At 67.3% G+C, this 21,009-nt stretch carries 20 protein-coding genes; 14 read left to right on the top strand and 6 right to left on the bottom strand.

Annotated elements, in window-relative coordinates; translation table 11 throughout:
- Positions 1-10: 10 nt before the first annotated feature.
- Together ACQY4K_RS20630 and ACQY4K_RS20635 are read right to left on the bottom strand one after the other, a co-directional pair.
- The gene (locus ACQY4K_RS20630) at positions 11-892 is read right to left on the bottom strand and encodes an MBL fold metallo-hydrolase (protein WP_428392112.1); all 882 of its coding nucleotides are present in this window, start codon (positions 890-892) and stop codon (positions 11-13) included.
- Positions 873-3,701 carry a phosphoenolpyruvate carboxylase gene (locus ACQY4K_RS20635; protein ID WP_428392114.1) on the bottom strand — a complete coding sequence of 943 codons (2,829 nt, stop codon included), beginning with the start codon at positions 3,699-3,701 and terminating at the stop codon, positions 873-875. The genes ACQY4K_RS20630 and ACQY4K_RS20635 overlap by 20 nt, the downstream gene beginning before the upstream one ends.
- Before the next feature lie 153 nt (positions 3,702-3,854).
- On the opposite strand from ACQY4K_RS20635, the gene ACQY4K_RS20640 reads away from it, so the two are divergent.
- The 12 genes from ACQY4K_RS20640 (at position 3,855) to ACQY4K_RS20695 (ending at position 13,624) form a co-directional block, all read left to right on the top strand.
- A complete protein-coding gene (locus ACQY4K_RS20640) occupies positions 3,855-5,147 on the top strand; it encodes a DUF445 domain-containing protein (RefSeq protein WP_428392116.1) in 1,293 nt (430 codons plus the stop codon).
- Positions 5,148-5,247: 100 nt separating this feature from the next.
- On the top strand, positions 5,248-5,715 hold the full coding sequence (locus ACQY4K_RS20645) for an SUF system Fe-S cluster assembly regulator (RefSeq protein ID WP_428392117.1): 468 nt from the start codon (positions 5,248-5,250) through the stop codon (positions 5,713-5,715).
- Between the two features lie 6 nt (positions 5,716-5,721).
- Positions 5,722-7,206, top strand: coding sequence for a Fe-S cluster assembly protein SufB (sufB, locus tag ACQY4K_RS20650; protein WP_428392119.1), 1,485 nt, complete (start codon positions 5,722-5,724; stop codon positions 7,204-7,206).
- Positions 7,203-7,961: a Fe-S cluster assembly ATPase SufC gene (sufC, locus tag ACQY4K_RS20655; RefSeq protein WP_428392121.1), complete on the top strand. Its 759-nt coding sequence runs from the start codon at positions 7,203-7,205 to the stop codon at positions 7,959-7,961. Before sufB ends, sufC begins: the two co-directional genes overlap by 4 nt.
- Positions 7,958-9,208 (top strand): Fe-S cluster assembly protein SufD, encoded by a 1,251-nt coding sequence (gene sufD / locus ACQY4K_RS20660; RefSeq protein WP_428392123.1) that lies wholly within the window; start codon positions 7,958-7,960, stop codon positions 9,206-9,208. The genes sufC and sufD overlap by 4 nt, the downstream gene beginning before the upstream one ends.
- The gene (locus ACQY4K_RS20665; RefSeq protein WP_428392125.1) at positions 9,205-10,449 is read left to right on the top strand and encodes a SufS family cysteine desulfurase; all 1,245 of its coding nucleotides are present in this window, start codon (positions 9,205-9,207) and stop codon (positions 10,447-10,449) included. The genes sufD and ACQY4K_RS20665 overlap by 4 nt, the downstream gene beginning before the upstream one ends.
- A gap of 2 nt (positions 10,450-10,451) precedes the next feature.
- On the top strand, positions 10,452-10,910 hold the full coding sequence (gene sufU, locus ACQY4K_RS20670) for a Fe-S cluster assembly sulfur transfer protein SufU (protein ID WP_428392126.1): 459 nt from the start codon (positions 10,452-10,454) through the stop codon (positions 10,908-10,910).
- Between the two features lie 5 nt (positions 10,911-10,915).
- Positions 10,916-11,350 carry an SUF system Fe-S cluster assembly protein gene (locus tag ACQY4K_RS20675; protein ID WP_428396246.1) on the top strand — a complete coding sequence of 145 codons (435 nt, stop codon included), beginning with the start codon at positions 10,916-10,918 and terminating at the stop codon, positions 11,348-11,350.
- A 17-nt stretch (positions 11,351-11,367) separates the two neighbouring features.
- Positions 11,368-11,745 (top strand): HesB/IscA family protein, encoded by a 378-nt coding sequence (locus tag ACQY4K_RS20680; protein WP_428392128.1) that lies wholly within the window; start codon positions 11,368-11,370, stop codon positions 11,743-11,745.
- A gap of 10 nt (positions 11,746-11,755) precedes the next feature.
- Positions 11,756-12,685, top strand: a complete 930-nt coding sequence (locus ACQY4K_RS20685) for an alpha/beta hydrolase (protein ID WP_428392130.1) — start codon at positions 11,756-11,758, stop codon at positions 12,683-12,685.
- A gap of 66 nt (positions 12,686-12,751) precedes the next feature.
- Positions 12,752-13,156 (top strand): type II RES/Xre toxin-antitoxin system antitoxin, encoded by a 405-nt coding sequence (gene parS / locus ACQY4K_RS20690; protein WP_428392132.1) that lies wholly within the window; start codon positions 12,752-12,754, stop codon positions 13,154-13,156.
- 39 nt (positions 13,157-13,195) lie between these two features.
- Positions 13,196-13,624, top strand: coding sequence for an RES family NAD+ phosphorylase (locus ACQY4K_RS20695; RefSeq protein ID WP_428396248.1), 429 nt, complete (start codon positions 13,196-13,198; stop codon positions 13,622-13,624).
- On the opposite strand, the gene ACQY4K_RS20700 is transcribed toward ACQY4K_RS20695, so the two are convergent.
- On the bottom strand, positions 13,611-14,702 hold the full coding sequence (locus tag ACQY4K_RS20700) for an OmpA family protein (protein ID WP_428392134.1): 1,092 nt from the start codon (positions 14,700-14,702) through the stop codon (positions 13,611-13,613). The two genes, ACQY4K_RS20695 and ACQY4K_RS20700, sit on opposite strands and share 14 nt — an antisense overlap.
- A gap of 220 nt (positions 14,703-14,922) precedes the next feature.
- Between ACQY4K_RS20700 and ACQY4K_RS20705 the strand changes: the two genes are divergently transcribed.
- Positions 14,923-15,507, top strand: coding sequence for an RBBP9/YdeN family alpha/beta hydrolase (locus tag ACQY4K_RS20705; RefSeq protein WP_428392136.1), 585 nt, complete (start codon positions 14,923-14,925; stop codon positions 15,505-15,507).
- Here the strand turns inward: ACQY4K_RS20705 and ACQY4K_RS20710 are convergent.
- Together ACQY4K_RS20710 and ACQY4K_RS20715 are read right to left on the bottom strand one after the other, a co-directional pair.
- On the bottom strand, positions 15,487-16,782 hold the full coding sequence (locus ACQY4K_RS20710) for a class I SAM-dependent RNA methyltransferase (RefSeq protein ID WP_428392138.1): 1,296 nt from the start codon (positions 16,780-16,782) through the stop codon (positions 15,487-15,489). The two genes, ACQY4K_RS20705 and ACQY4K_RS20710, sit on opposite strands and share 21 nt — an antisense overlap.
- Before the next feature lie 19 nt (positions 16,783-16,801).
- Positions 16,802-18,259 carry a DEAD/DEAH box helicase gene (locus ACQY4K_RS20715; protein ID WP_428396250.1) on the bottom strand — a complete coding sequence of 486 codons (1,458 nt, stop codon included), beginning with the start codon at positions 18,257-18,259 and terminating at the stop codon, positions 16,802-16,804.
- 349 nt (positions 18,260-18,608) lie between these two features.
- On the opposite strand from ACQY4K_RS20715, the gene ACQY4K_RS20720 reads away from it, so the two are divergent.
- A complete protein-coding gene (locus ACQY4K_RS20720) occupies positions 18,609-20,447 on the top strand; it encodes a glycoside hydrolase family 15 protein (RefSeq protein ID WP_428392139.1) in 1,839 nt (612 codons plus the stop codon).
- 95 nt (positions 20,448-20,542) lie between these two features.
- Here the strand turns inward: ACQY4K_RS20720 and ACQY4K_RS20725 are convergent, their stop codons facing one another.
- Positions 20,543-21,007 carry a CopD family protein gene (locus ACQY4K_RS20725; RefSeq protein WP_428392141.1) on the bottom strand — a complete coding sequence of 155 codons (465 nt, stop codon included), beginning with the start codon at positions 21,005-21,007 and terminating at the stop codon, positions 20,543-20,545.
- Positions 21,008-21,009: the final 2 nt, after the last annotated feature.

Genomic DNA, 21,009 nt, shown 5'->3' on the forward strand with positions numbered 1-21,009 from the left:
GGGGACCCGGTCAGGGGCAGAGCCCTCGTGCTTGCGCCCAACCGCCCTCGCTGCGCACGGCGCGGCCGTCGCGTTCGAGCTTGATCAGGTGTGCGAGCAGGTTGGCGCGGGCCGGGCCGAGCAGTTGCGGTTTCAAATTGATATAGGCGCGCCCAAGCATGTTTTCGAGCGAGCGGGGTTGCCTGTCGAGCACGGCATAAATCGAGTCTTCGCGGGCCTGGCGGTGTTCGAGCAGGCCTTGCACGGTCTCATATGGCTTGGCGATGGCCGGACCATGGGCGGAGAGCATCAGGCGGTCGCGTCGGTCGCGTATACGTTGCAGTTGCGCAACAAAAAGCGAGAGGTCGCCGTAGGGCGGCGGCGGCACCACCGAGGTCGACCAGCCCATGACGTGGTCGCCGCTGAAAATGATGCCTTGGTCATCGGTGAAGCATAGATGGTCCATGGCGTGGCCAGGCGTGTAGAGCGCAGTCAGGCCGCCGATGCGATCGCCGTCTTCGAGCTTGATGTCTGGCGTGAAGCTGTCGTCGGCGCTGTGCTGGTAGCCTGCGGTGGGAATCCGGAGCTGTTGCGATAAGGTGAGTGCGCCGTCGAGATGGTCGTGGTGGGTATGGCTGACCAGGATATGGGTCAGGCGGCCGCCTGCCTCGGCAATGATGGCGTCGAGATGCGCCTCGTCCTCCGAGCCCGGGTCGAGCAGCATGGTGCCGCCCTGCCAGTCGATCAGCCAGCTGTTGGTGCCGTTGTAGGTCATCGGCGAGGGGTTCGGGGCGACGATGCGGCGGATGCCCGGTGCGGCCCACAACGGTGTCGCGCGCGCGGGCGGATCCTCGGAGAGGCGCCAGCTGCGTCGCGCACTGCGCACCGCGGTGTCAGCCGAAGGCGCCGACATCGTGCATGATCGCGATGCCGATTTCGCGCACCAGTTCGAACAGCCGGCGCATCGGCTGGAAGATTTCGGCGTCCTCGCGCGCATAGGCGTGATCGGCGCGTGGGCCCGGGGCTTCGCGGAAATCGAGTTCTATGCCGCGGTCGGCGGCGGGGGGGAAAATCTCGCTGAGCCTGCTTAGGGCGGCCGGGATTTCGAGGCGCAGGATCTGGCTGTCGACGTCGAGACGGGTGAAACCGTGGCGCGGCGAGAAATACGGAATGCGGGTGGAGAGCAACCAGATCCGTTCGATCAAGGCAAGGCGGGTGGCGTGCAGCAGGGTCTCCTTCAGCGCCATGCGCGGGGCGTCCGGCCACGCGACCCGCAGTGCCAGGTGGTCGGCCTGGATACGCCGGAACATGGATTGGGTCACGGCCCACAAATCGAGCCGTTCGAGGCCGCGTGCGAGCAGCACGAGCGCGTCGCGTCGGGCGGCGTCGTGTTCGTGGGCGGCGCGGTCGAGCCAGACGCCGGGGTCAAGGGTGAGGACGATGGCGCGCAGCACGTCGCTGTCGGAGTGCGCCAAGGCATGGCTGGCGAAGTCGAGCGCGCGCCGGAAGCGCGGGCTCTTCAGCAGGAACTCCTCGAATGTCTCGGGGTGGCGTGCTGCGGCAAGGCCGAGCCCTTGGAGGGTGTTGGCGCACCAGCCGAGTTGCTGGAGGATGGCGTTGTTGAGGATGGCGCGCAGCTCGCGCGGATGGGTGATGCGCGCACCATTGGCGCCGGCATCGCTCTGGCGGGCCGGCGGACGCGAGCCGGTGCGGTCGATCAGCGACGGGCCGAAGGCGCCGAGCAGCGCACCGTAGCCGGGATCCTCGACCAGGTCGGTCATGCCGGAGGCGATGGTGGAGAAGAAGTCCGCGGAGAAATCCGGCTCGTCGTAGATCGGGTCCTCGTCGCTCCGCAGGGCGGCGAACGCGTGCTCGGCGATGGTGGCGATGGTGGCGCCGGCCAGCGCCTCGGTGCCGAACAGCAGGTAGCCGTCGCCGCCCTGAAAGGCGCATTCCTCGCGACAGGCGATACCGGCGGCGGCGTAGGTGGCGCGGGAGCGGGCGGGCGAGAGATAGTCAAGCCGATCCGCGAGACGGAACGGGTGACCGCCGCGGCCGATGCTCTCGCCGTGGGTGTCGAACAGGATCACCTCGACCGCGGTCATGCCGCGCTTGCGCAGCAGTTCGGCGGCGCGCATGCGCAACCGCTCAATCAGATAGGTGGCCGCGAGCTGGCCGACATAGCGGCCGGAATCGGAATAGCCGAACTGCAGCGCCATGTGGCCGGTGCGGCCGAGATAGTCGCGCCAGTGGCGCGAACGCAGCGCCTCCTCGATCACCACGGAGCCGTGCTCCAGCGCCTCGCGGGTTTCGAACAGCGGGCTGATCTCGATATTCTGTTCGATGCCGAACAGCCGTGCCAGCCAGAGTGCGACCAGCAGCGTGTAGCCGCTCTCGGTCTCGGCGACCAGAAATCGGACTCTGCTGTTGGTGTCGATATGTTTGGCGATCTGTGCAATCGTCATCATCAGCTTCGCGGCCGAGGCCTGTTCGGCCATGAGCGAGCCGAAATCCACCGCCACCGGCGTTGCCGTGTCGAGCACCTCGTTGATTGCGGCGAGCAGGGCGCGGCGTTGCGCGGGGTTTTCGGGGTTGTCGGCGATGCCGAGGCGCTGGCGCGCTACATTGTGCAGTTGCGTGGCGTTAAGCCGCACATGGGTATGGGCGGCCGCCATGCCGTGCGCAACAAGGCCGGCATGGGCTACGGTGAGCGCCAGGCGGTCGGCATAGGGCGCTTGGCCGATTGCCTCGTGAAACAGGGGGCCAAGCACGCCGGGTTCCGGAATTGCATCCGCCTTGCGATCGATCAGCGCGGCGGCGAAGCGTGCCACGGCCTGCGGGTCGGCGGTGCGTGGACAGCACTCGATCTGCGCACCGACCGCCTCACGGGCAATGGCGATACGGGCGGACAGGGCCTCGGCCGGCTGTTCGAGGGCTTCAAGTTGCGCGCGCAGGCGGTCGAGTTGCAGCAGCTTCATGCGCAGGCGCAGCAGCAAGGTGTCCCACCAGCCGATATCGGTGCGTCCATCGGTATCGTAGCCGACCCAGCTCGCCAGGACGATCGGGCGGGGGCGGAGCGTGGTCCAGGCCTGCGGCCAGATGCGCGCAGCCTCCGTCAGCAGGGCCATATTGAGGGCGTCGAGCGCATCGCGTCCCCGCAGGATGGCCTCGGACGCGAGCTGGAACTCGTCCTCGAGCGTGGGCACGTCGGGCCGTTGCGTGTCGGCATCGGGGCGTTGTGCCGTGCCCGAGGCGTTGGCCGCCAATGCGGCGTAGGCGCGGCTCTGGAGCGCGAACGTGGGGTGGGCGGTGAACACCGCGCCGTAGCGGGTCCGCTCGATGGCGGCTCGGAACTGCGCCAGCGGCACCGGGCTGTCGTTCGGATCGGGCCGCGCCAGACGCGCGGCGAGACGCGACAGGCGCCCGGCATTACTCCCGGCGTCGCCTGGGCCGGTTTCGTCCAGACCGACATAGCTGCGCAGCCGGGTCGCGCGCGCGAGGAACGCCTCGTCGCGCAACTGCCGCACGAGTTGGTCGATATCTTCTAGGCTGAGCGCGCCCTCATCCAGCCGCCGCGACACCAGCAGCGCCATCGCCAGCACCGGGTTGCCGAACGGGTCATCCTGCTGGCGTTCGACCACGCCCTGCGCGAGGGCCACCAGCCTGTCCAGGCTTGGAGCCTCCAGCTGGGGGCCGTCGGGTGTCCGCACACCATCGTCCATCGTAAGGTCCCGCATTCGGTAGCGATAAGATACGAAACTTTCATGTCTGGCGCGGCACTGCAACCGCTCGTATGACGCGCTGCACAAGCGGCAGTATTGTCGGCAGCATGGGCGGCTCGTTGGATCGGCGCCCGAATGCTAGACCTGCGCGCGATGACGAGTGAGACTTCCGATCCCGACCGGATCGCGCGGCTGTCGCTGGCGCGCTATCGCCGCTTTGCCACAGGCCTGCTCGTCGGCATGGGGGTGCTGACGGTGGCCAGCACCTGGCTGGCCAATACCTGGTTGAAGGGGGAATTGTGGGGCGGCCTCCTGCAATCGACCGTCAAGGCCGGGCTGGTCGGCGGCCTCGCCGACTGGTTCGCGGTGACCGCCTTGTTCCGCCATCCGCTCGGCATCCCGATCCCACATACCGCGATCCTGCCGGCGCAGAAGGAGCGGCTCGGCCGGGCCTTGGGTAACTTCGTCGCAACCCACGTCTTTACCGCCGCCGACATCGAGCGCGCCATCGGCGGCCTTGACGTCCCCGCCTTGCTCGGCAACGCGCTCGCCGACCCGCAGACCGGCGGGCTGGTCGGGCGGGGGCTGGCCTCGGCGATGCCGCATTTGTTCGACCGGCTCGAGGACGGCCGCGCCGGCGCGCTGTTCGCCCGCGCGCTGCCGCGTCTGCTGAGTGGTGAGACGCTGGCGCCGGTGATCGCGCGCGCGCTGCGTGTGCTGGTCGATAACGAGCGCCACCAGGAGGTGCTGACCTTCCTGCTCGGCGAACTCAAGGCGGTGCTGCTCGGCAAGGAGGCAGCCCTGCGGCTGCTGATTGAGGAGCGGGTGCGCGAGCAGGGCGGCCGGCTGGTCGGCTGGGCACTGGGCGGGTCGATTGCCACGCGCGTGCTCAGCGCGATGAACCAGGAGCTCGATCGCACCGACCCTACTGGCTCGGAACTGCGCGAGGCGTTCACGCTGTGGGTGCGCCACGAGATCGACCGCATCGAGAGCGAGCCGACGCGCGGCCGCGAGGTCGGCGAGGCGCTGCGCGGCCTTGTTGGGCATGACAGCGTGCGCGAGTGGGCGGCCGAGATCTGGCAGCGCGCGCGCACCATGATCGAGAGCGATGTGGGGCGGCACGACGGCTGGTTCGCACGCCTGATCGGCGACTCCCTGCCGCGTCTGGGTGGTGTGCTGACCCGCGATGCCGCACTGCGCGCGCGTGTCGAGGCGGCGACGCTGGGGCTGGTGCTGCGCGCGCTGCCGGGGATGCGCGACCGGCTGGCGGGCTTCATCGGCGTCGTCGTTGGCGGCTGGGACAGCCGCATGATTGTCGAACGCCTGGAACTGCGGGTCGGGCGCGACCTGCAATATGTGCGCATCAACGGCACACTGGTCGGTGCCCTGGTCGGCGGTGTGGCGTATCTGCTGCTGCGTGCGGCATTCGGGAATGTCGTCAACTGAACGGTCGGGCCTTGACGTGGGCGGAGACGGGCGTCATCTCAAGCAATCAGGACCGTGGCGGTCCGTAATCCTGGCGCTGCTGGCACGAACAAGGGAATTCATGCTGAGGCTTTCCAAGCTCACCGATTATGCGGTTGTCGTCATGGTGCACCTGGAATCCTGTGGCGGTGTCACCACCTCGCCGTCGCTGGCGCTGGAGACCGGCATTCCGGAGCCGACCGTGGCCAAGGTGCTCAAGGCGCTTTCGGGCGCCGGGCTGGTGGTGTCGCAACGCGGCCCGCGCGGCGGCTACCGCCTGGCCAGCGATCTCGCCCAGGTGCCGGTGGCACGCGTGATCGCCGCCATTGACGGACCGATCTCGCTGACCGCCTGTGTCGACGGCGCCGTTGGCGGCTGCGAGGCACAGGGTCTGTGCCCGGTGCGCGGCCGCTGGGATGCGGTCAATGCCGCGATCCGCACCGCTTTGACCCATATCACGCTTGCCGACATGCGCCCGCAACCGCGGCCAGCGGCGTTCGTTCCCGATCCCCGTCCGACTGCCCGCGTGGCGTCGGAAGTTGCCGAGTGAGGTTTCATGCCAGCCGTTGCCGAGACCGTTCGCGCCGTCGAGACCCTGACCACCTCCACCTACAAGTGGGGTTTCGAGACCGACATCGAAATGGACATGGCCCCCAAGGGGCTGAGCGAAGACACTGTCCGGCTGATCTCGGCGCGTAAAGGCGAACCGGAATGGCTGCTCGCCTGGCGGCTGAAGGCGTTCGCCGCCTGGAGCGAGATGGCTGAGCCGCGCTGGTCAAAGGTCGCCTATCCTCCGATCGACTATCAGGACGCGCACTATTACGCTGCCCCCAAGCGCAAGCCCGGTCCGAAGTCGCTCGACGAGGTCGATCCTGAGCTGCTCGCCACCTATGAGAAGCTGGGCATCCCGATCAAGGAGCGCGCGATCCTGGCCGGCGTCGAGCCCGATCCCGAGGCCCGCCCGGATGTCGCGGTCGACGCGGTGTTCGATAGCGTCTCGGTGGCGACCACCTTCCGCGCGTCGCTGATGAAGGCCGGCGTGATCTTCTGCCCGATCAGCGAGGCGGTGCGCGATCATCCGGAACTGGTGCAGCGTTATCTCGGCAGCGTCGTACCGGCGTCGGACAATTTCTACGCGGCGCTGAACTCGGCGGTGTTCACCGACGGCTCGTTCGTGTTCATCCCCAAGGGCGTGAAATGCCCGATGGAGCTGTCGACCTATTTCCGCATCAATGCCCGCAACACCGGGCAGTTCGAGCGTACCTTGATCATCGCCGAAGCCGGTGCCTCGGTCTCCTATCTGGAAGGCTGCACCGCGCCGATGCGCGATGAGAACCAGCTGCATGCCGCGGTGGTCGAGCTGGTCGCCATGGACGACGCCTCCATCAAGTACAGCACGGTGCAGAACTGGTATCCCGGCGACAGCGAAGGCCGTGGCGGGATCTACAACTTCGTCACCAAGCGCGGTGCCTGCCGGGGGGCGCGCTCGCGCATCTCCTGGACGCAGGTCGAGACGGGATCGGCGATCACCTGGAAATATCCGTCCTGCATCCTGCAAGGCGACGACAGCGTCGGCGAGTTCTACTCGGTGGCGGTCACCAACAATCGCCAGCAAGCCGACACCGGCACCAAGATGATCCATCTCGGGGCGCGCACGCGTTCGACGATCGTCGCCAAGACAATCAGCGCCGGGCGCTCCGACAGCACCTATCGCGGCCTGGTGCGGATGATGCCGCGCGCCTCTGGGGCGCGGAACCACACGCAATGCGACAGCCTGCTGATCGGCGATCGGTGCGGTGCGCACACCGTGCCCTACATCGAGAGCCGCAACATGACCGCGAAGGTCGAGCACGAGGCCACCACCTCGAAGATTTCCGAGGACCAGTTGTTCTATTGCCGTAGCCGCGGCCTCTCCTCGGAGGACGCGGTCGGCCTGATCGTCAACGGCTTCTGCAAGGAAGTTCTCAAGGAGCTGCCCATGGAATTTGCCGTCGAGGCGCAGAAGCTGCTCGCCGTCAGTCTCGAGGGGAGCGTCGGATGACCACGGAACTCACGATCTCCGATCTGCGCGCGCATATCGACGACAAGCCGATCCTGCAGGGCGTCGATCTTGTGGTGGCGCCCGGCGAGGTGCACGCGATCATGGGGCCGAACGGCTCCGGTAAGTCGACGCTGTCCTACGTGCTGGCCGGGCGCGAGGACTATGTCGTGACCGGCGGCAGTGCGCGTTTCGGCGATGCGAACCTGCTGGCTATGCAGCCGGAGGAACGTGCGGCTGCGGGGATGTTCCTCGCCTTTCAGGCGCCGGTGGAGCTGCCGGGAGTAAACAACGCCAACTTCCTGCGCACGGCGATCAATGCCGTGCGACGTGCACGCGACGAGCCGGAACTGGACGCCGTCGGCTTCCTCAAGCTTGCGCGCTCTGAGTGCAAGCGGTTGCAGATCCCTGACGAGATGCTTAAGCGCAGCGTCAATGTCGGCTTCTCCGGCGGTGAAAAAAAGCGCAACGAGGTGCTGCAGATGGCGCTGTTGCGGCCGCGCTTTGCGATCCTCGACGAGACCGATAGCGGGCTCGATATCGACGCGTTGCGTATCGTTGCCGCCGGTGTGAACGCGCTGCGTGCGCCGGACTTCTCGGCCCTGATCATCACCCATCATCAGCGCCTGCTCGACTACATCGTGCCCGACCATGTGCATGTGATGTCGGCCGGGCGGATCATCCGCAGCGGCGGTGCTGATCTGGCGCGCCAGCTCGAAGCCGAGGGCTACGGCAACCTGATCGCGGAGGCGGCGTGAACGCCCAAGCCTTTCTCGATCTCTACGAGGATGGCAAGCAGTCGCTGCCGGGTGCGGTGCAGGCGCGTGATCTCGCGGCGGCCTTGCTACGCACGAGCGGCTTGCCCACCCGGCGAATGGAGCAATGGAAATATACCGACCTGCGTCTGCTGACCGCCCTGACACTCGGCGATGCGCCGGACACGGTAGACGCAGCTATGCTGCTCGACAATCTAGGTCTCGCCGAAGCCGGGCTCGCCGATACGAGCCGGCTCGTCTTCGTCAATGGTCGATTCGAGTCATCGCTATCGCGGCTTGATGAAGGCCTCGACATTGAGATCGGCGTGAGCATGGGTCCGCTCGCCCGCCCGGAGCGTGACGGCATGGTGGCGCTGAACACCATGCTGACAAAGGATGGCGCGCGCATTCACGTCGGCCCCGGCATCGATGCCGGCCGGGTGCTGCTGGTGTGCCTTGGCCGCAATGACGCGGAGCCGGCGGTATTGACGCAGCCGCGTTTCGCCGTGCTGCTCGAAGAAGGGGCAAGGCTGTCGCTGCTCGAAATCGCGCACGGCGACGGGCTCTATGTGAACAACCCGGTGCTGGAAATCGAATTGCGCGCGCGTGCCCATCTGGCTCACGTGCTGCTGCAGGACGAGGGCGCGCGGGCACTGCATTTCTCCACCGTCTACACCTCGGTCGATACCGCCGCCTCCTATGACAGCTTTACCCTCGCACTCGGTGCCCGGCTCGCCCGACACGAGGTGCATGCGCGTCTCGCCGGACGCGGCGGTACGGTCCATGTCAACGGCGCGCAGTTGCTGGGCGATCGCCAGCACGCCGACCTGACCAGCGTGATCGCCCACGACGCGCCCGGCTGCATATCGCGCCAGACCGTCAAGAACGTGCTCTCCGGCCATGCCCGCGGCGTGTTCCAGGGCAAGATCGTGGTCGACCGGATCGCTCAGAAGACCGACGGCTATCAGATGAACCAGGCGCTGCTGCTCTCCGAGACGGCGGAGATCGACAGCAAGCCGGAACTCGAAATCTACGCCGACGACGTCAAATGCAGCCACGGCGCCACCGCCGGCGCGCTCGATGAGGAGCAGCTCTTCTATCTGCGCAGCCGTGGTGTGCCGGCTGATACGGCACGCGCGATCCTGGTGCGCGCCTTTCTCGACGATGCGCTGGCGCTGATCGAGGACGCGCCGGTGCGCGCCCTGTTGGACGCCGCACTCGACCGATCCTGGAGCGGGAGCACCCCATGAACGACATGATGCCGGTCGCGAGCCGCGACGACCTCTCGTATCTGCGCGCCGATTTTCCGATCCTGTCGCAGACGGTACGCGGCAAACCCCTGGTGTTCCTCGACAGCGCCGCCTCGGCGCAAAAACCGGAAGCGGTGATCGAGGCGATGGCGCAGACCATGCGCACGCAATACGCCAATGTGCATCGCGGCCTGCACTGGATGAGCGAGCGCACCACCGACGCCTATGAGGGTGTGCGGGCCAAGGTGGCGCGGCTGCTGAATGCCAATGCGACGAACGAGATTATCTTTACCTCGAACAGCACCGCCGCGATCAACCTGCTCGCGCACGCCTTCGGCGACACGATGCAACCGGGCCACGCGGTGGTGATCTCCGAGATGGAGCACCACGCGAACATCGTGCCCTGGCAGATGCTGCGCGACCGGCGTGGCATTGCGTTGCGGGTGGCGCGGATTACCGATGACGGTGAACTCGATCTCGACAGCCTGCAGTCGCTGCTGGCGGACGGCAAGGTTGGGCTGGTCGCGGTCACCCATATGTCCAACGTGCTCGGCACCATCACGCCGGCGGCCCGGATCGCCGAACTGGCGCATGCGCATGGTGCCAGGCTGTTGCTGGATGGCTCGCAGGCGGTGGTGCATGGCAGCGTCGACGTGCAGGCGATCGGCGCCGACTTCTATGTGTTCACTGGCCATAAGCTCTACGGCCCGACTGGTATCGGCGTGCTCTGGGGGCGCGAGGCGCTGCTCGAGGCGCTGCCGCCCTTCCTCGGCGGCGGCGAGATGATCGCCAGCGTCAGTTTCGAGCGCTCGACCTGGGCGGAATTGCCGCACCGTCTCGAAGCCGGAACGCCGCCGATCGTCGAGGCGATCGGGCTCGGGGCGGCGATCGACTATGTCGAGGCTGTCGGCTACCCCGCGATCACGGCGCACGAGGCGGCGTTGACCGCGCACGCGCTGACCCGGCTCGCTTCCATCGAGGGCCTGCGGATCCTCGGCCAGGCCCGCCAGCGCGGGGGCGTAATTTCATTCACCATGGCGAATGCGCACGCGCACGACATCGCCACCCTGCTCGATCGCAACGGCATCGCGGTGCGTGCAGGCAATCATTGCGCCGAGCCGCTGATGCGACGGCTGGGGGTCAACAGCACCGCGCGCGCCAGCTTCGGGCTGTATACGACAATGGCGGAGATCGACGTGCTGGCCGACAGCCTCGATCGTATACGCGGGTTCTTCGGCTGATCATGGACGGGTCGGAGCGGGAGGCACTCTACCAGGACCTGATCATGGAGCGGACCCGTGCGCCGCGTCATGCCGGCGTGGTCGAGCCTGCCGACGGGGCGGCGGACGGCAACAACCCGTTTTGCGGCGATGCCGTGCATGTCACGGTCGCGCGGGCCCAGGGTGGCAGGGTCATGCAGGTGCGCCACCGGACACGCGGTTGCGCGATCTGCATGGCGTCTGCCGACCTGATGGCGGAAACCGTACAAGACCTTGACGAGCCTGCGATTTGCTCGCTGTTCGAGCGATTTGATGCCATGCTGCGCGAAGGGCCCGCCGAGTCCCCTCGGGCGGACGATGAGCGCGCCCTGGGTTTGTTGCGTGCGTTCGAGGCCCTACATGAATACCGGTCGCGTATCCGATGCGCGACCCTGCCATGGGCGGCGTTGCTCGACGCGCTCAAGTGCGAGAGGACAGCGTGATGGAGATGACCGCGGATCGGTTGGACGAGACTCACCTGCAGGAAGGTAGGGAGGTCCCGGAGGCTTTCTCGCTTGCCGGAGAGGCCGGTGAGGGTGTTGCCACCGGAAGCTGGACACCGTCCGGCGAGGTCGCGCCCCCGCTCAGCGAGGACGCGGTCATTGCCGCCATCGCTACTGTCTATGACCCCGAAATTCCGGTCAACATCTACGAACTCGGGTTGATCTACGCGGTGGATCTGCATGCCGACGGACGGGTCAAGGTCGAGATGACGCTGACCGCCCCGGGTTGCCCCAGTGCGCAGGAGTTGCCGGTGCAGGTGCGCGATGCGGTGCAGACGGTCGCCGGGGTGACTGGCTGCGAAGTGGAGACGGTCTGGGAGCCGGCCTGGGATCCGAGCCGGATGAGCGAAGACGCGCGCCTCGCGCTGAACATGTTCTGATCTAAGGGAGTGCGACAATGAGCACCCAGACCACTGCACCCCAGAAGCCCGCCACCCGTCGCGCGCTGCCACCGCTGATGTCCCTGTCCGAGGCGGCGGCCGAGCGGTTGCGCACGCTCTATGCGGGTGGCCATGCCGGCCAGCTGCTACGGATTTCGGTCGGCACCAAGGGCTGCTCCGGCCTGTCCTACGACATGGGCTGGGTCAACGCCGCTGGCCCGAACGACGAGGTGGTGTGCGACCGCGACCTGACCGTCCTGGTCGACCGCAAGGCGTCGCTGTTCCTGATCGGCACCACGATGGATTATCAGGTGCGCGACCTCGAAGCCGGCTTTACCTTTGTCAACCCAAACGAGAAGGGACGCTGCGGCTGCGGCGAGAGTTTTCACGTCTAAAGGGGGCGCGATGTTCGATCCGGACGTCGAGCGGCTGCTGGCCGCGATTGCCTTTCGGCAGGCGCCGCCGCTCGAACAGCTCAGCGTCGCCGAGGCCCGCCTCGCCTATCAGCAGAGTTGCGCCGCCTTCGCGCTGCCGGCCCCGACACTGCCGTCGGTCGAGGACCTGCCAGGCCCCGACGGATGCGCCTTGCGGATCTACCGCCCGGTCGTCGGCGACGCGTCACTGCCCTGGCTGTTCTATCTGCATGGCGGCGGCTGGGTCATGGGCGGACTCGACACCCACGACGCCGTCTGCCGCAACCTGGCGCATGGCTCGGGCTGTTGCGTGATCGCGCCGGACTACCCGCTGGCGCCGGAGCATCCGTTTCCGGCGGCCCTGGACAGCGTGCTGGCGACACTCGCCTGGCTCCGCACGCAGGCCGACACCCTGCGTCTGCGGCCGGATCGCATGGCGATCGGCGGCGACAGCGCCGGCGCCAACCTGGCGGCGAGTTGCTGCCTGATTTTGCGCGATACCGGGCTGGAGGCGCCGCGCCTGCAACTGCTGTTCTACCCCGCGACCGACCTGCGCGCGACGTCGGACTCTTACGCGCGCGTCAACAGCCGGGTGCCGCTGACCGGCGATCGGATGCGCTGGTTCATCCGCCACACCCTGCGCGATCCGGCGGACGCGCTGGACTGGCGCGCCTCGCCGTTGCTGGCACCGTCCTTGGCTGGGCTGCCGCCCTGCCTGTTGGTCACCGCAGGGCATGATCCGTTACGCGACGAGGGCATCGCCTATGCGCAACGCCTGGAGCACGAGGGCGGTCGGGTGACGCTGCTGCACCTCGCCGACCAGATCCACGGCTTTCTGACCCTCGGCCGGGCGCTACCGCGTGCCGCGCGGGTGTTGCAACAGGCGGCCCAGGAACTCGCGTCACAGCTTGCCCTGGTCTGACTGTCTAGCTTGCTTTCTTCTGGCGAGACGCCCATATATGTTCGGCATATCGCCAAGGAGACCGTCATGTCGGCGCAACTGGATGTCATGGAACTGGCGGTTCGACCCAGCCCCGACCTTGTGCGTCAGGTGCGCGGCGGGTTGCCGATCTCGGCCGTGCAGTCCGTTCTGGATAGCGGCCGGCTCAATGCGGCAGAGCTTGACCTGGTGGTGCTGCCGCGCAAGACGCTCGCCAATCGGCGCCGGCTCGGGACTCTCACGCCGGAGCAGTCCGACCGACTTGTGCGGGTCGCGCGGGTGATCGCCCTGGCCGAGGCAACCTTCGGCGACCGGCACAAGGCGGCCGCCTGGCTACGTCGTCCGACGACGGTGCTCGCTGGCGAAAAGCCACTGGAACGGCTCGACACCGACGAGGGTGCCCGCGAAGTCGAGACCCTGCTGGGGCGGATCGGGCACGGGCTGGCGGCCTGAGCAATCCCGCCGCCGTCGCTTGGCGCCATCGCCTGGCGCCTGTGCCGTGCGCCGTTTGCCGACCTGAGCGGCGAGGGCGCACGCCTGTATGGCGGCCGCTGGAACCGACGCGGCCGGCCGATGGTCTATCTGGCGAGCGAGGCGGCACTGGCCCTGCTCGAAGTGCGCGTGCATCTCGATCTGCCGCCGGAACTGCTTCCCGACGACTATGTGCTGGTCCGCGCCGCGCTCGATGGTCTGGCGGTCGAGACGCTCGAGGCCGTGCCCGCGGATGCCGCCGCGTTCGGCGAGACATGGCTGCGCGAGCGCCGCACGCCGGTGCTGCGGGTGCCTTCGCTGATCGTCCCGGAGAGCGCCAACCTGCTGCTCAACCCCGCGCATCCGGCCGCCGCGGACGCCCGGATCCTGAGTGTCCGGCCATTCCGCTTCGATGCGCGACTATGGCAGGCGGGCACTATCGCAGGATGATTTCGACGCGCCGGTTTTGCGGCTCGCGCGTGCCGTCCGCGGTCGGCACGAGAGGATGCGTCTCGCCGAAGCCCCGCATTTCTATGGCGTGCGTCCCCACGCCGTCATGGATGAGTTCGGCCGCGACCGTCTCGGCACGGCGAACCGAAAGCGCCTGATTGTAGCGCGCCGTCCCGGAGCGATCGGTGTAGCCGTCAACCTCGATACGGGTGGTCGCCTGAGCCATCGAGGCCTGTGCCGCTTCGGCCACGATCCGGCGCGCACGCATGGTCAGGTCGGCGTGGTCCCAGTCGAAGAACACCAGGAACGTCCGGGTTGGCGCCGGCGCCGGGGCCTGTGCTGCGGCAACCGGGGGCAACGGACGAGGCGCCGACCCGAATGCGTAGCGCAGGCCGATCTGGATCTGGTGGTTGAAGACGTTCCCGAACTTGGCGTTGCCGAAGGCGATCGTGTCGCCTCCTGGCCCGGAGATATGCCGTTCCCGGATCGCGGCAAGCGGGTCCGCCAAGCCGATGAGCCGGTAGTCGGCGATGAACGCGAGGCCGCGTACCCATGGCAGCGGTGCACTGAAGCCGGCAATCGCCTGATAGGCAAAGGCGCTGACGGTCTGGCTACCGGGGCGGCCGGGCAGAGGGACGCCGACCGGGCTGAAATTGATGTTCTCGTCGTCGAGTTCCTGGGCGCCGACACCGAGCCCGACATACGGGTGCAGCGGCAGACGCCAGGGAAGGTCATACAGCACGTTGAGGAAGCCGCCATATTGCTGCTCATAGCCGCCGACGCGATAGGTGCGAGGAAAGCTGACGCCGCGCGCGTGCGCGTTCAGGTAGTTGCTCTCCAACTCCGCGCGCAGGCCATCGCCGAATCCCCAGCCCAGGCTGGTCTGTCCGGCAAAGCCGGGACTGAAAGACACCCAGCGATCGCGCACCCCGAGTTGCGGTGCGAAGTTCAGGGTCTGGTCCTGAGGAAACGTGACGCCGCCGCTGAGGCTGACATAGGGGCCGGTGACTGGCTGGGCGCTCGCCGCGCGTGCGGCGACGAGGACGGTCGTAGCGAGCAGGGCAGCCCAGTGTTTCATCGTTCCTCTCCGGAAATCCCGCGCGACGTGGCGCGAGACCATGATGGTCCGAAGACGGTCATTACGATACCGCTACAGGAACGTCCGAGACTGATCTCCCCCATTTCGTTGCTGAAATGCTGCAATCAGAAACTCTGCCGCGTCGGGACGTATACGGGTCCCCGCTGCATCACGGGCGGTTGCGACAGTCCGGAGAGGACGCCATTATGGATGCGGAGGATTGGCGGGATTGCGGGTGGTAGTGCTGCACGGCGCCTATGGAGGCCCTGATACAAACTGGTTCCCGTGGCTGCATGCGGCACTGGAAGCAGAGGGCATCGAGGTTTGGCGTCCGCGATTGCCGACGCCAAAGGGGCAATCCCTGCAAGCATGGTTCGAAGCCTATGATCTTGCCGTCGAGCCGCTGCCCGTGGTCCCGACCATCCTTGTCGGACACAGCCTGGGCGCCGCATTTGCACTGCGCCTGGTCGAGCGGGCGGTTGAACCGGTCGCCGGCCTGTTTCTGGCAGCGGGCTTCGTCGGCGCGCTCGGCCTTTCCGACTACGACACAATCAACCAATCATTTTTTGCAGACCCCTTGGACTGGACTGGCATCCGCGAGCGCAAAGGGCGTGTATGCCGTTGCTGGGCGGGTGGAAACGATCCCTACGTGCCGCTATCGCGTTCACAACATGTCGCGGATCGCCTGGGCGCGCCGCTCGACATTGTACCGGATGGAGGGCATCTCAACAGTGAGACCGGGTTCAACACCTTTCCCCAACTACGCGGCACCATTCTTGCAAGCCTATCCGACATGGCAGGTTGAGAACTCGGCGTGCGGCCGCGGTTTCGCGAACACCGCGACACTCTCGACGCCGCTCGACCAGACGAACTGGTCGATGATCGTGAGTTGTTCCAACCGGTAGCCGGCGGCCTGCAGCAAGGTTGCGTCGCGGGCCAATGCGCGCGGGTTGCAACTGACCAGGATGACCCGGGCAATACCGGCGCGCGCCAGTTCCGGCATTTGCGGTCCGGCGCCGGCGAACGGCGGATCGAGCACGATGGCGGCGGCGCCCGCGAACTCGCGGGCCAGCAGCGGCTGGCGCGTGAGGTCACGCCGGGTGGCGCGCAGACGCATCCCGCCCGCGGCGCCGTGCAGACAGGCTACGGCTGCTGCGTCGCCCTCGATCGCCCAGACACCGGCATGGCGCGCAAGGGCGAAGCTGAGGGTGCCGCAGCCGGCATAAAGCTCGACGATCCGCGCGCGGCGCGGCAACGAGCCCGGCAGCCCGGCCAGCACCGCCGCCACGATCGCCTGCTCGCCCTCGCGGCTCGCCTGCAGGAAGGCGCCGGGCGGCGGACTGATCGTCGCACCCGACAGCAGGTGGCGGACGGGGGCCAGCGCGCACAAGGTCTCGCTCTCGCCGTCGCCGCCCTTGAGCGGCCGCCAGGCGATACGGGGAATGCCGGCCCCGGCGGCAAAGGCCGCGAGCCGGGCGCGGTCGCAAGTCCCGGGTGCGGCTTCGGTGGCGAGCAGCAGGTCGGGGCCGCTATCGAGCAGATTGACCAGCAACGATCCACGCGCGCGCAGACAGGTCAAACGCCGCAGCATTGGCTCGAGGCATTGGGTGAGGGCGAACAAGGCCGGGTCGAGCACGTGGCACTCGCTCAGGCCGACCACGTCGCCGCCGCCGCGCGGGTTCAGCCCCACCACGATCCCGGCTTGCGTGCGCTGCACCGCCAGGTCCATCCGTCGACGCGAGGCCGGCGGGCTGGCGACGAAATCGATCCTGGCCGGCAGCGCGAAGCCGGCCGCGTGCAACGCCTCCTGCACCAGCTGGCACTTGAACTCGGCCATCGCGGCCATGCTCATATGTTGCAGGGTGCAGCCGCCGCAGCGCCCGAACAGGGAACATGGGGGTTCCGCACGGTCCGGACTGGGGCGCAGAACCGCGTGCAGGGTGGCGCCGTGGTGCTTTCGATCCAGTTGCACCCGTTCGCCTGGCAGCACGCCCTGGATGAACAGGCGCTCCCCGTTTACCTGAACCAGGCCGTCGCCATCGACACCGAGCGCGCTCACCTCCGCCTCGATGGTCTCCACCGCCGCCGCCGCCGCGCGCTCAGTCCTCGGCAGCTTGATTGTCCAATTCGGGCATGTCGGGTGCGCGCACACCGCGCCGCGGCAGCAGCATGAAGGCCGGGACTTCGTCGCCGAAGCCCATCGCGTTCGGGCCAGCCTCGTCGTGCACGGCCGGCGTCGGCCGGCGCTCCGGTCGGCGCGTCTCACGCATCGGGCGCGCGCGCTCAGCGGGTGGGCGGCTTACGGCTTCGGGTCTCGTTGCCTCAGCCTTCGGCACTTCAGCCTTCGGGGCGTTGGACCTGGCCTCCGGCGGCCTGGCTCCGCGTCCCCGGCCGCGTCCGCGCCCGCGTGCGTCCTCGGACCATTCGACCGACCCGATGCCCTCGACGGCGATACGCGGGATGACGTGGCCGGTCAGCTTCTCGATCGCCTCGACGAACATCCGGTCGTGCGGGCCGGCGATGCCCAGCGCATGGCCGCTGCGACCGGCGCGCCCGGTGCGGCCGATGCGGTGCACGTAGTCCTCGGCATGGATCGGCACATCGAAATTGAAGACATGGCTGAGGCCGCCGATATCGATGCCGCGCGCTGCAACGTCCGAGCAGACCAGGAGCTGCAACTCGCCCGCCTTGAACTTCTCCAAGGTGGCGAAGCGCACCGGCTGCGGCAGGTCGCCATGCAGCGCGCCTGCCGAGAAGCCGTGTTTCTTCAGGGATTTGTGCAGGATGTCGACGTCGCGCTTGCGGTTGCAGAAGATCAGCGCGTTCTGCACGTCGCTGCCGCGCAGCAGCCGCCGCAATGCGCGGCGCTTGTCCTCCTCTGGCACCACGGCGAGGCCTTCCTCGATCGTCGGTGCGACCGAGGCGGCGCGGGTGACCGTGATCTCCTTCGGGTTACGGAGGAACATCTCCGACAGCCTGCGGATTTCCGGCGCCATCGTGGCCGAGAAGAACAGCGTCTGCCGGTTCGGCGAAAGCAGCGAGACGATCCGTTCGACGTCCGGGATGAAGCCCATGTCGAGCATCCGGTCGGCCTCGTCGATGACCAAAGTGCTGGTCTGGGTCAGCAACAGCCCGCCGCGCTCGAACAGATCGAGCAACCGGCCGGGGGTTGCGATCAGCACATCGACGCCGCGATTGAGCGCGTCCTTTTGTTCGGACATGCTCTCGCCGCCGATCAGCAGCGCATGGTTGAGCTTGAGATACTTGCCATAAAGCAGGAAGTTCTCGGCGACTTGCAAGGCAAGCTCGCGGGTCGGCTCGAGGATCAGCGAGCGCGGCATCCGTGCGCGGGCCCGTGATCCAGACAGGATATCGAGCAGCGGCAAGGTGAAGCCGGCGGTCTTGCCGGTGCCGGTCTGAGCGACGCCCATCACATCGCGGCCGGCCAGCACCACCGGGATCGCCTGGGCCTGGATCGGCGTGGGATGCAAGTAGCCCATCTCACTGATGGCGCGGAGGATTGGCTCTGACAGACCGAGCTCCGAAAACAGCGGCATCCCGGCTGTCGCCGCGGCTTCCCGCGCTGCTTCCGCATCATCTGAAACAAGAACGACGCCGGTTTCGGTAACGGCGGTCGGATCATGTCCTGAAGCGGACATGCCGTCTGGCTGGGCGGTGCTGGTGTCGTTCAAAAAACTCTCTCGGAAAATCTGGGGTGCGCGGCCGTGCGTGTCACGCACCCAAAAGCCGAGGCACTTTGCACGGTGCCCGGCTGCGCTAGGCGTATCGGCATTCCGCACCGTAAAGTCAAGGGAACGTACCTGCCGGAACCGCGCCGGCGACCTTTCGTTTGCCACCCGGATCCTTCAACTTTCGGACACTCAACTGACGAGGAGAGCTCGCCGCGTGGCCTATGAACCTTTGGCGATCGAGGATTACGGACTGATAGGCGACTGTAGCAGTTGCGCGCTGGTTGGGCGTAACGGCTCGATCGACTGGCTGTGCTGGCCGCGTTTCGACAGCCCGGCCTGCCTCGCGGCCCTGGTGGGGACCGATGCGAACGGCCGCTGGCTGGTAGCGCCGGAGGGGCACGCGGCAGCGGACACTACGGTGACGCGCTCCTACCGCGATGGCGGCCTGGTGCTGGAAACGGTGTTCACCAACGAGGCCGGCAGCGTCGCGTTGATCGACTTCATGCCCATCAACAATCCCTGCCCGAGCATCGTGCGTATCGTCGAGGGGCGGTCAGGTTCGGTTGCGATGCAGACCGAGCTGTTGCTGCGCTTCGATTACGGCAGCTCGGTGCCCTGGGTGACGCGGCTGCCCGCGGATGCCGGCGTCGTCGCCGTTGCCGGTCCGATGCTGGTGGCGCTGCGCACGGCCGTGCGCCTGGATGGCGAGAGGATGGCAACGGTCGGGCGGTTCTCGGTGGCACAAGGCGAGCGCGTGGCCTTCGTGTTGAGTTATGGTGAGTCGCATCTGCCGCCGCCGGCCGCCGTCGACGTCGATGCCGCCTTGAGTCGCACGGAAGCGTTCTGGAAGGAGTGGTCCGACAGCTGTGCCTATCAGGGCCCGCATCGTGCCGCCGTGTTGCGTTCGCTGGTCACGCTCAAGGGCCTGACCTTCGCGCAGACCGGCGGCATCGTCGCAGCCCCCACCACCTCGCTGCCGGAGCAGCTCGGCGGCCCGCGCAACTGGGACTATCGCTATTGCTGGCTGCGCGACGCGACGCTGACGCTGATCGCGATGATGTCCGGCGGCTACTACGACGAGGCGCTGCTCTGGCGCGACTGGCTGCACCGCAGTATCGCCGGCAGCCCGGACCAGGTGCAGATCATGTACGGCATTGCCGGCGAGCGCACCCTGATGGAATGGGAAGTGCCGTGGCTCGTGGGCTACCAGGGCGCAGCACCCGTACGTATCGGCAATGCCGCCGCCGGCCAACTCCAGCTCGACGTCTACGGCGAGGTCGTGGCGGCCCTGCATCTGTCGCGCCAGGAGCGTCTGCGGGAGCCGACCTATGGCTGGTCGCTGCAGGTCGCCCTTGTCGAGCATCTGGCGGAGATCTGGCAGGAGCCCGACGAGGGCATGTGGGAGGTGCGCGGCGGCCGCCGGCAGTTCACCGTCTCGAAGGTGTTCTGCTGGCTGGCGTTCGACCACACCATAAAGGATTGCGAGACGTTCGCGCTCGACGGGCCGGTGGAGAAATGGCGCACGATCCGTGACACCATCCATGCGACCGTCTGCGAGAAAGGCATCAGCCAGAGCAAGGGCTGCTTCACCCAGGCGTTCGGCTCGGAGGCACTCGATGCCGGCCTGTTGCTGATCGCGCTCACCGGCTTCCTGCCGCCCGACGATCCGCGGATCGTGGCAACCGTGCGCGCGGTCGAGCACGGGCTGATGGAGGACGGCTTCGTGCTGCGTTACCGCACCGAGAGCAGCGTCGACGGCCTGCCCGGCACGGAGGGCGCGTTTCTCGCCTGCACCTTCTGGCTGGTCGACAACTACGTGCTGCAGGGGCGCTACGACGAGGCGGAGGCGTTGTTCGGCCGGCTGCTGGGGCTGCGCAACGATCTCGGGCTGCTGGCCGAGGAATATGACCCGCGCGCCAAGCGGCTGGTCGGCAATTTCCCCCAGGCGTTCTCGCATGTCGGCCTGATCAACTCGGCGGTCAACCTGCGCAACCGCAACGTGCCGGCGCGCGGGGAGAGCCAGCCCGATCAGCCGGCGGCGGCGGCGGCTTAGGAAGCAAGGCCAGGGGCTCTGCCCCTGGACCCCGCCAAAGGCTCGCCTTTGGAATCCTTCAATTTCTGAAATGGGAGTCTGGGGCCCTGGCCCTTCTAAAAGTTGTGATCCAGTGAGGCGACAACAACGATCGCCACGCCGATCACCAGCATGGTGCCGATCAGCGAGCGGATGCTCTCGAACATCGCGGGCTTCGGCCGTAGCGCGCGACGTGCCTTTTGGAATGGCCCGAAGTAAAGATAGGCGAACACCAGCGCCATCAGGATGCCAAGGCCCTGCATGGCGTTGATATGCCAGTCGGCATTGGCGAAGCCGCCTTGGCGGAAGATCTCCATGGCCCAGCCGGTCAGCAGCATGATCGGCACGACGAGCCAGAGCAGCCGCAGGAAGCGTCTGAGCGATTGCAGGTCCACCGACACACGCTGGGTCTGGTCGAGCAGCCCGAGGCTCGGCCGCAACACGAACAGCATGGCCGCCGAGCCGCCGACCCAGACCGCCATGCCGAGCAGATGAAGGGTGAGGACCAGGCCCCACAGGATGGTGGCGGACTGCGACTGCATCA

It is taken from the genome of Lichenicoccus sp. (genome assembly GCF_965276875.1).
In the GTDB taxonomy this organism is placed as follows: Bacteria; Pseudomonadota; Alphaproteobacteria; order Acetobacterales; family Acetobacteraceae; genus Lichenicoccus.

What these genes read in the sequence shown, in the direction of transcription:
- ACQY4K_RS20630 (WP_428392112.1), bottom strand. Translation starts at nt 892, where the DNA reads ATGTCGGCGCCTTCGGCTGACACCGCGGTGCGCAGTGCGCGACGCAGC.
- ACQY4K_RS20635 (WP_428392114.1), bottom strand. Translation starts at nt 3,701, where the DNA reads ATGGACGATGGTGTGCGGACACCCGACGGCCCCCAGCTGGAGGCTCCA.
- ACQY4K_RS20640 (WP_428392116.1), top strand. Translation starts at nt 3,855, where the DNA reads ATGACGAGTGAGACTTCCGATCCCGACCGGATCGCGCGGCTGTCGCTG.
- ACQY4K_RS20645 (WP_428392117.1), top strand. Translation starts at nt 5,248, where the DNA reads ATGCTGAGGCTTTCCAAGCTCACCGATTATGCGGTTGTCGTCATGGTG.
- sufB (WP_428392119.1), top strand. Translation starts at nt 5,722, where the DNA reads ATGCCAGCCGTTGCCGAGACCGTTCGCGCCGTCGAGACCCTGACCACC.
- sufC (WP_428392121.1), top strand. Translation starts at nt 7,203, where the DNA reads ATGACCACGGAACTCACGATCTCCGATCTGCGCGCGCATATCGACGAC.
- ACQY4K_RS20665 (WP_428392125.1), top strand. Translation starts at nt 9,205, where the DNA reads ATGAACGACATGATGCCGGTCGCGAGCCGCGACGACCTCTCGTATCTG.
- sufU (WP_428392126.1), top strand. Translation starts at nt 10,452, where the DNA reads ATGGACGGGTCGGAGCGGGAGGCACTCTACCAGGACCTGATCATGGAG.
- ACQY4K_RS20675 (WP_428396246.1), top strand. Translation starts at nt 10,916, where the DNA reads ATGACCGCGGATCGGTTGGACGAGACTCACCTGCAGGAAGGTAGGGAG.
- ACQY4K_RS20680 (WP_428392128.1), top strand. Translation starts at nt 11,368, where the DNA reads ATGAGCACCCAGACCACTGCACCCCAGAAGCCCGCCACCCGTCGCGCG.
- ACQY4K_RS20685 (WP_428392130.1), top strand. Translation starts at nt 11,756, where the DNA reads ATGTTCGATCCGGACGTCGAGCGGCTGCTGGCCGCGATTGCCTTTCGG.
- parS (WP_428392132.1), top strand. Translation starts at nt 12,752, where the DNA reads ATGTCGGCGCAACTGGATGTCATGGAACTGGCGGTTCGACCCAGCCCC.
- ACQY4K_RS20700 (WP_428392134.1), bottom strand. Translation starts at nt 14,702, where the DNA reads ATGAAACACTGGGCTGCCCTGCTCGCTACGACCGTCCTCGTCGCCGCA.
- ACQY4K_RS20715 (WP_428396250.1), bottom strand. Translation starts at nt 18,259, where the DNA reads ATGCCGCTGTTTTCGGAGCTCGGTCTGTCAGAGCCAATCCTCCGCGCC.
- ACQY4K_RS20725 (WP_428392141.1), bottom strand. Translation starts at nt 21,007, where the DNA reads ATGCAGTCGCAGTCCGCCACCATCCTGTGGGGCCTGGTCCTCACCCTT.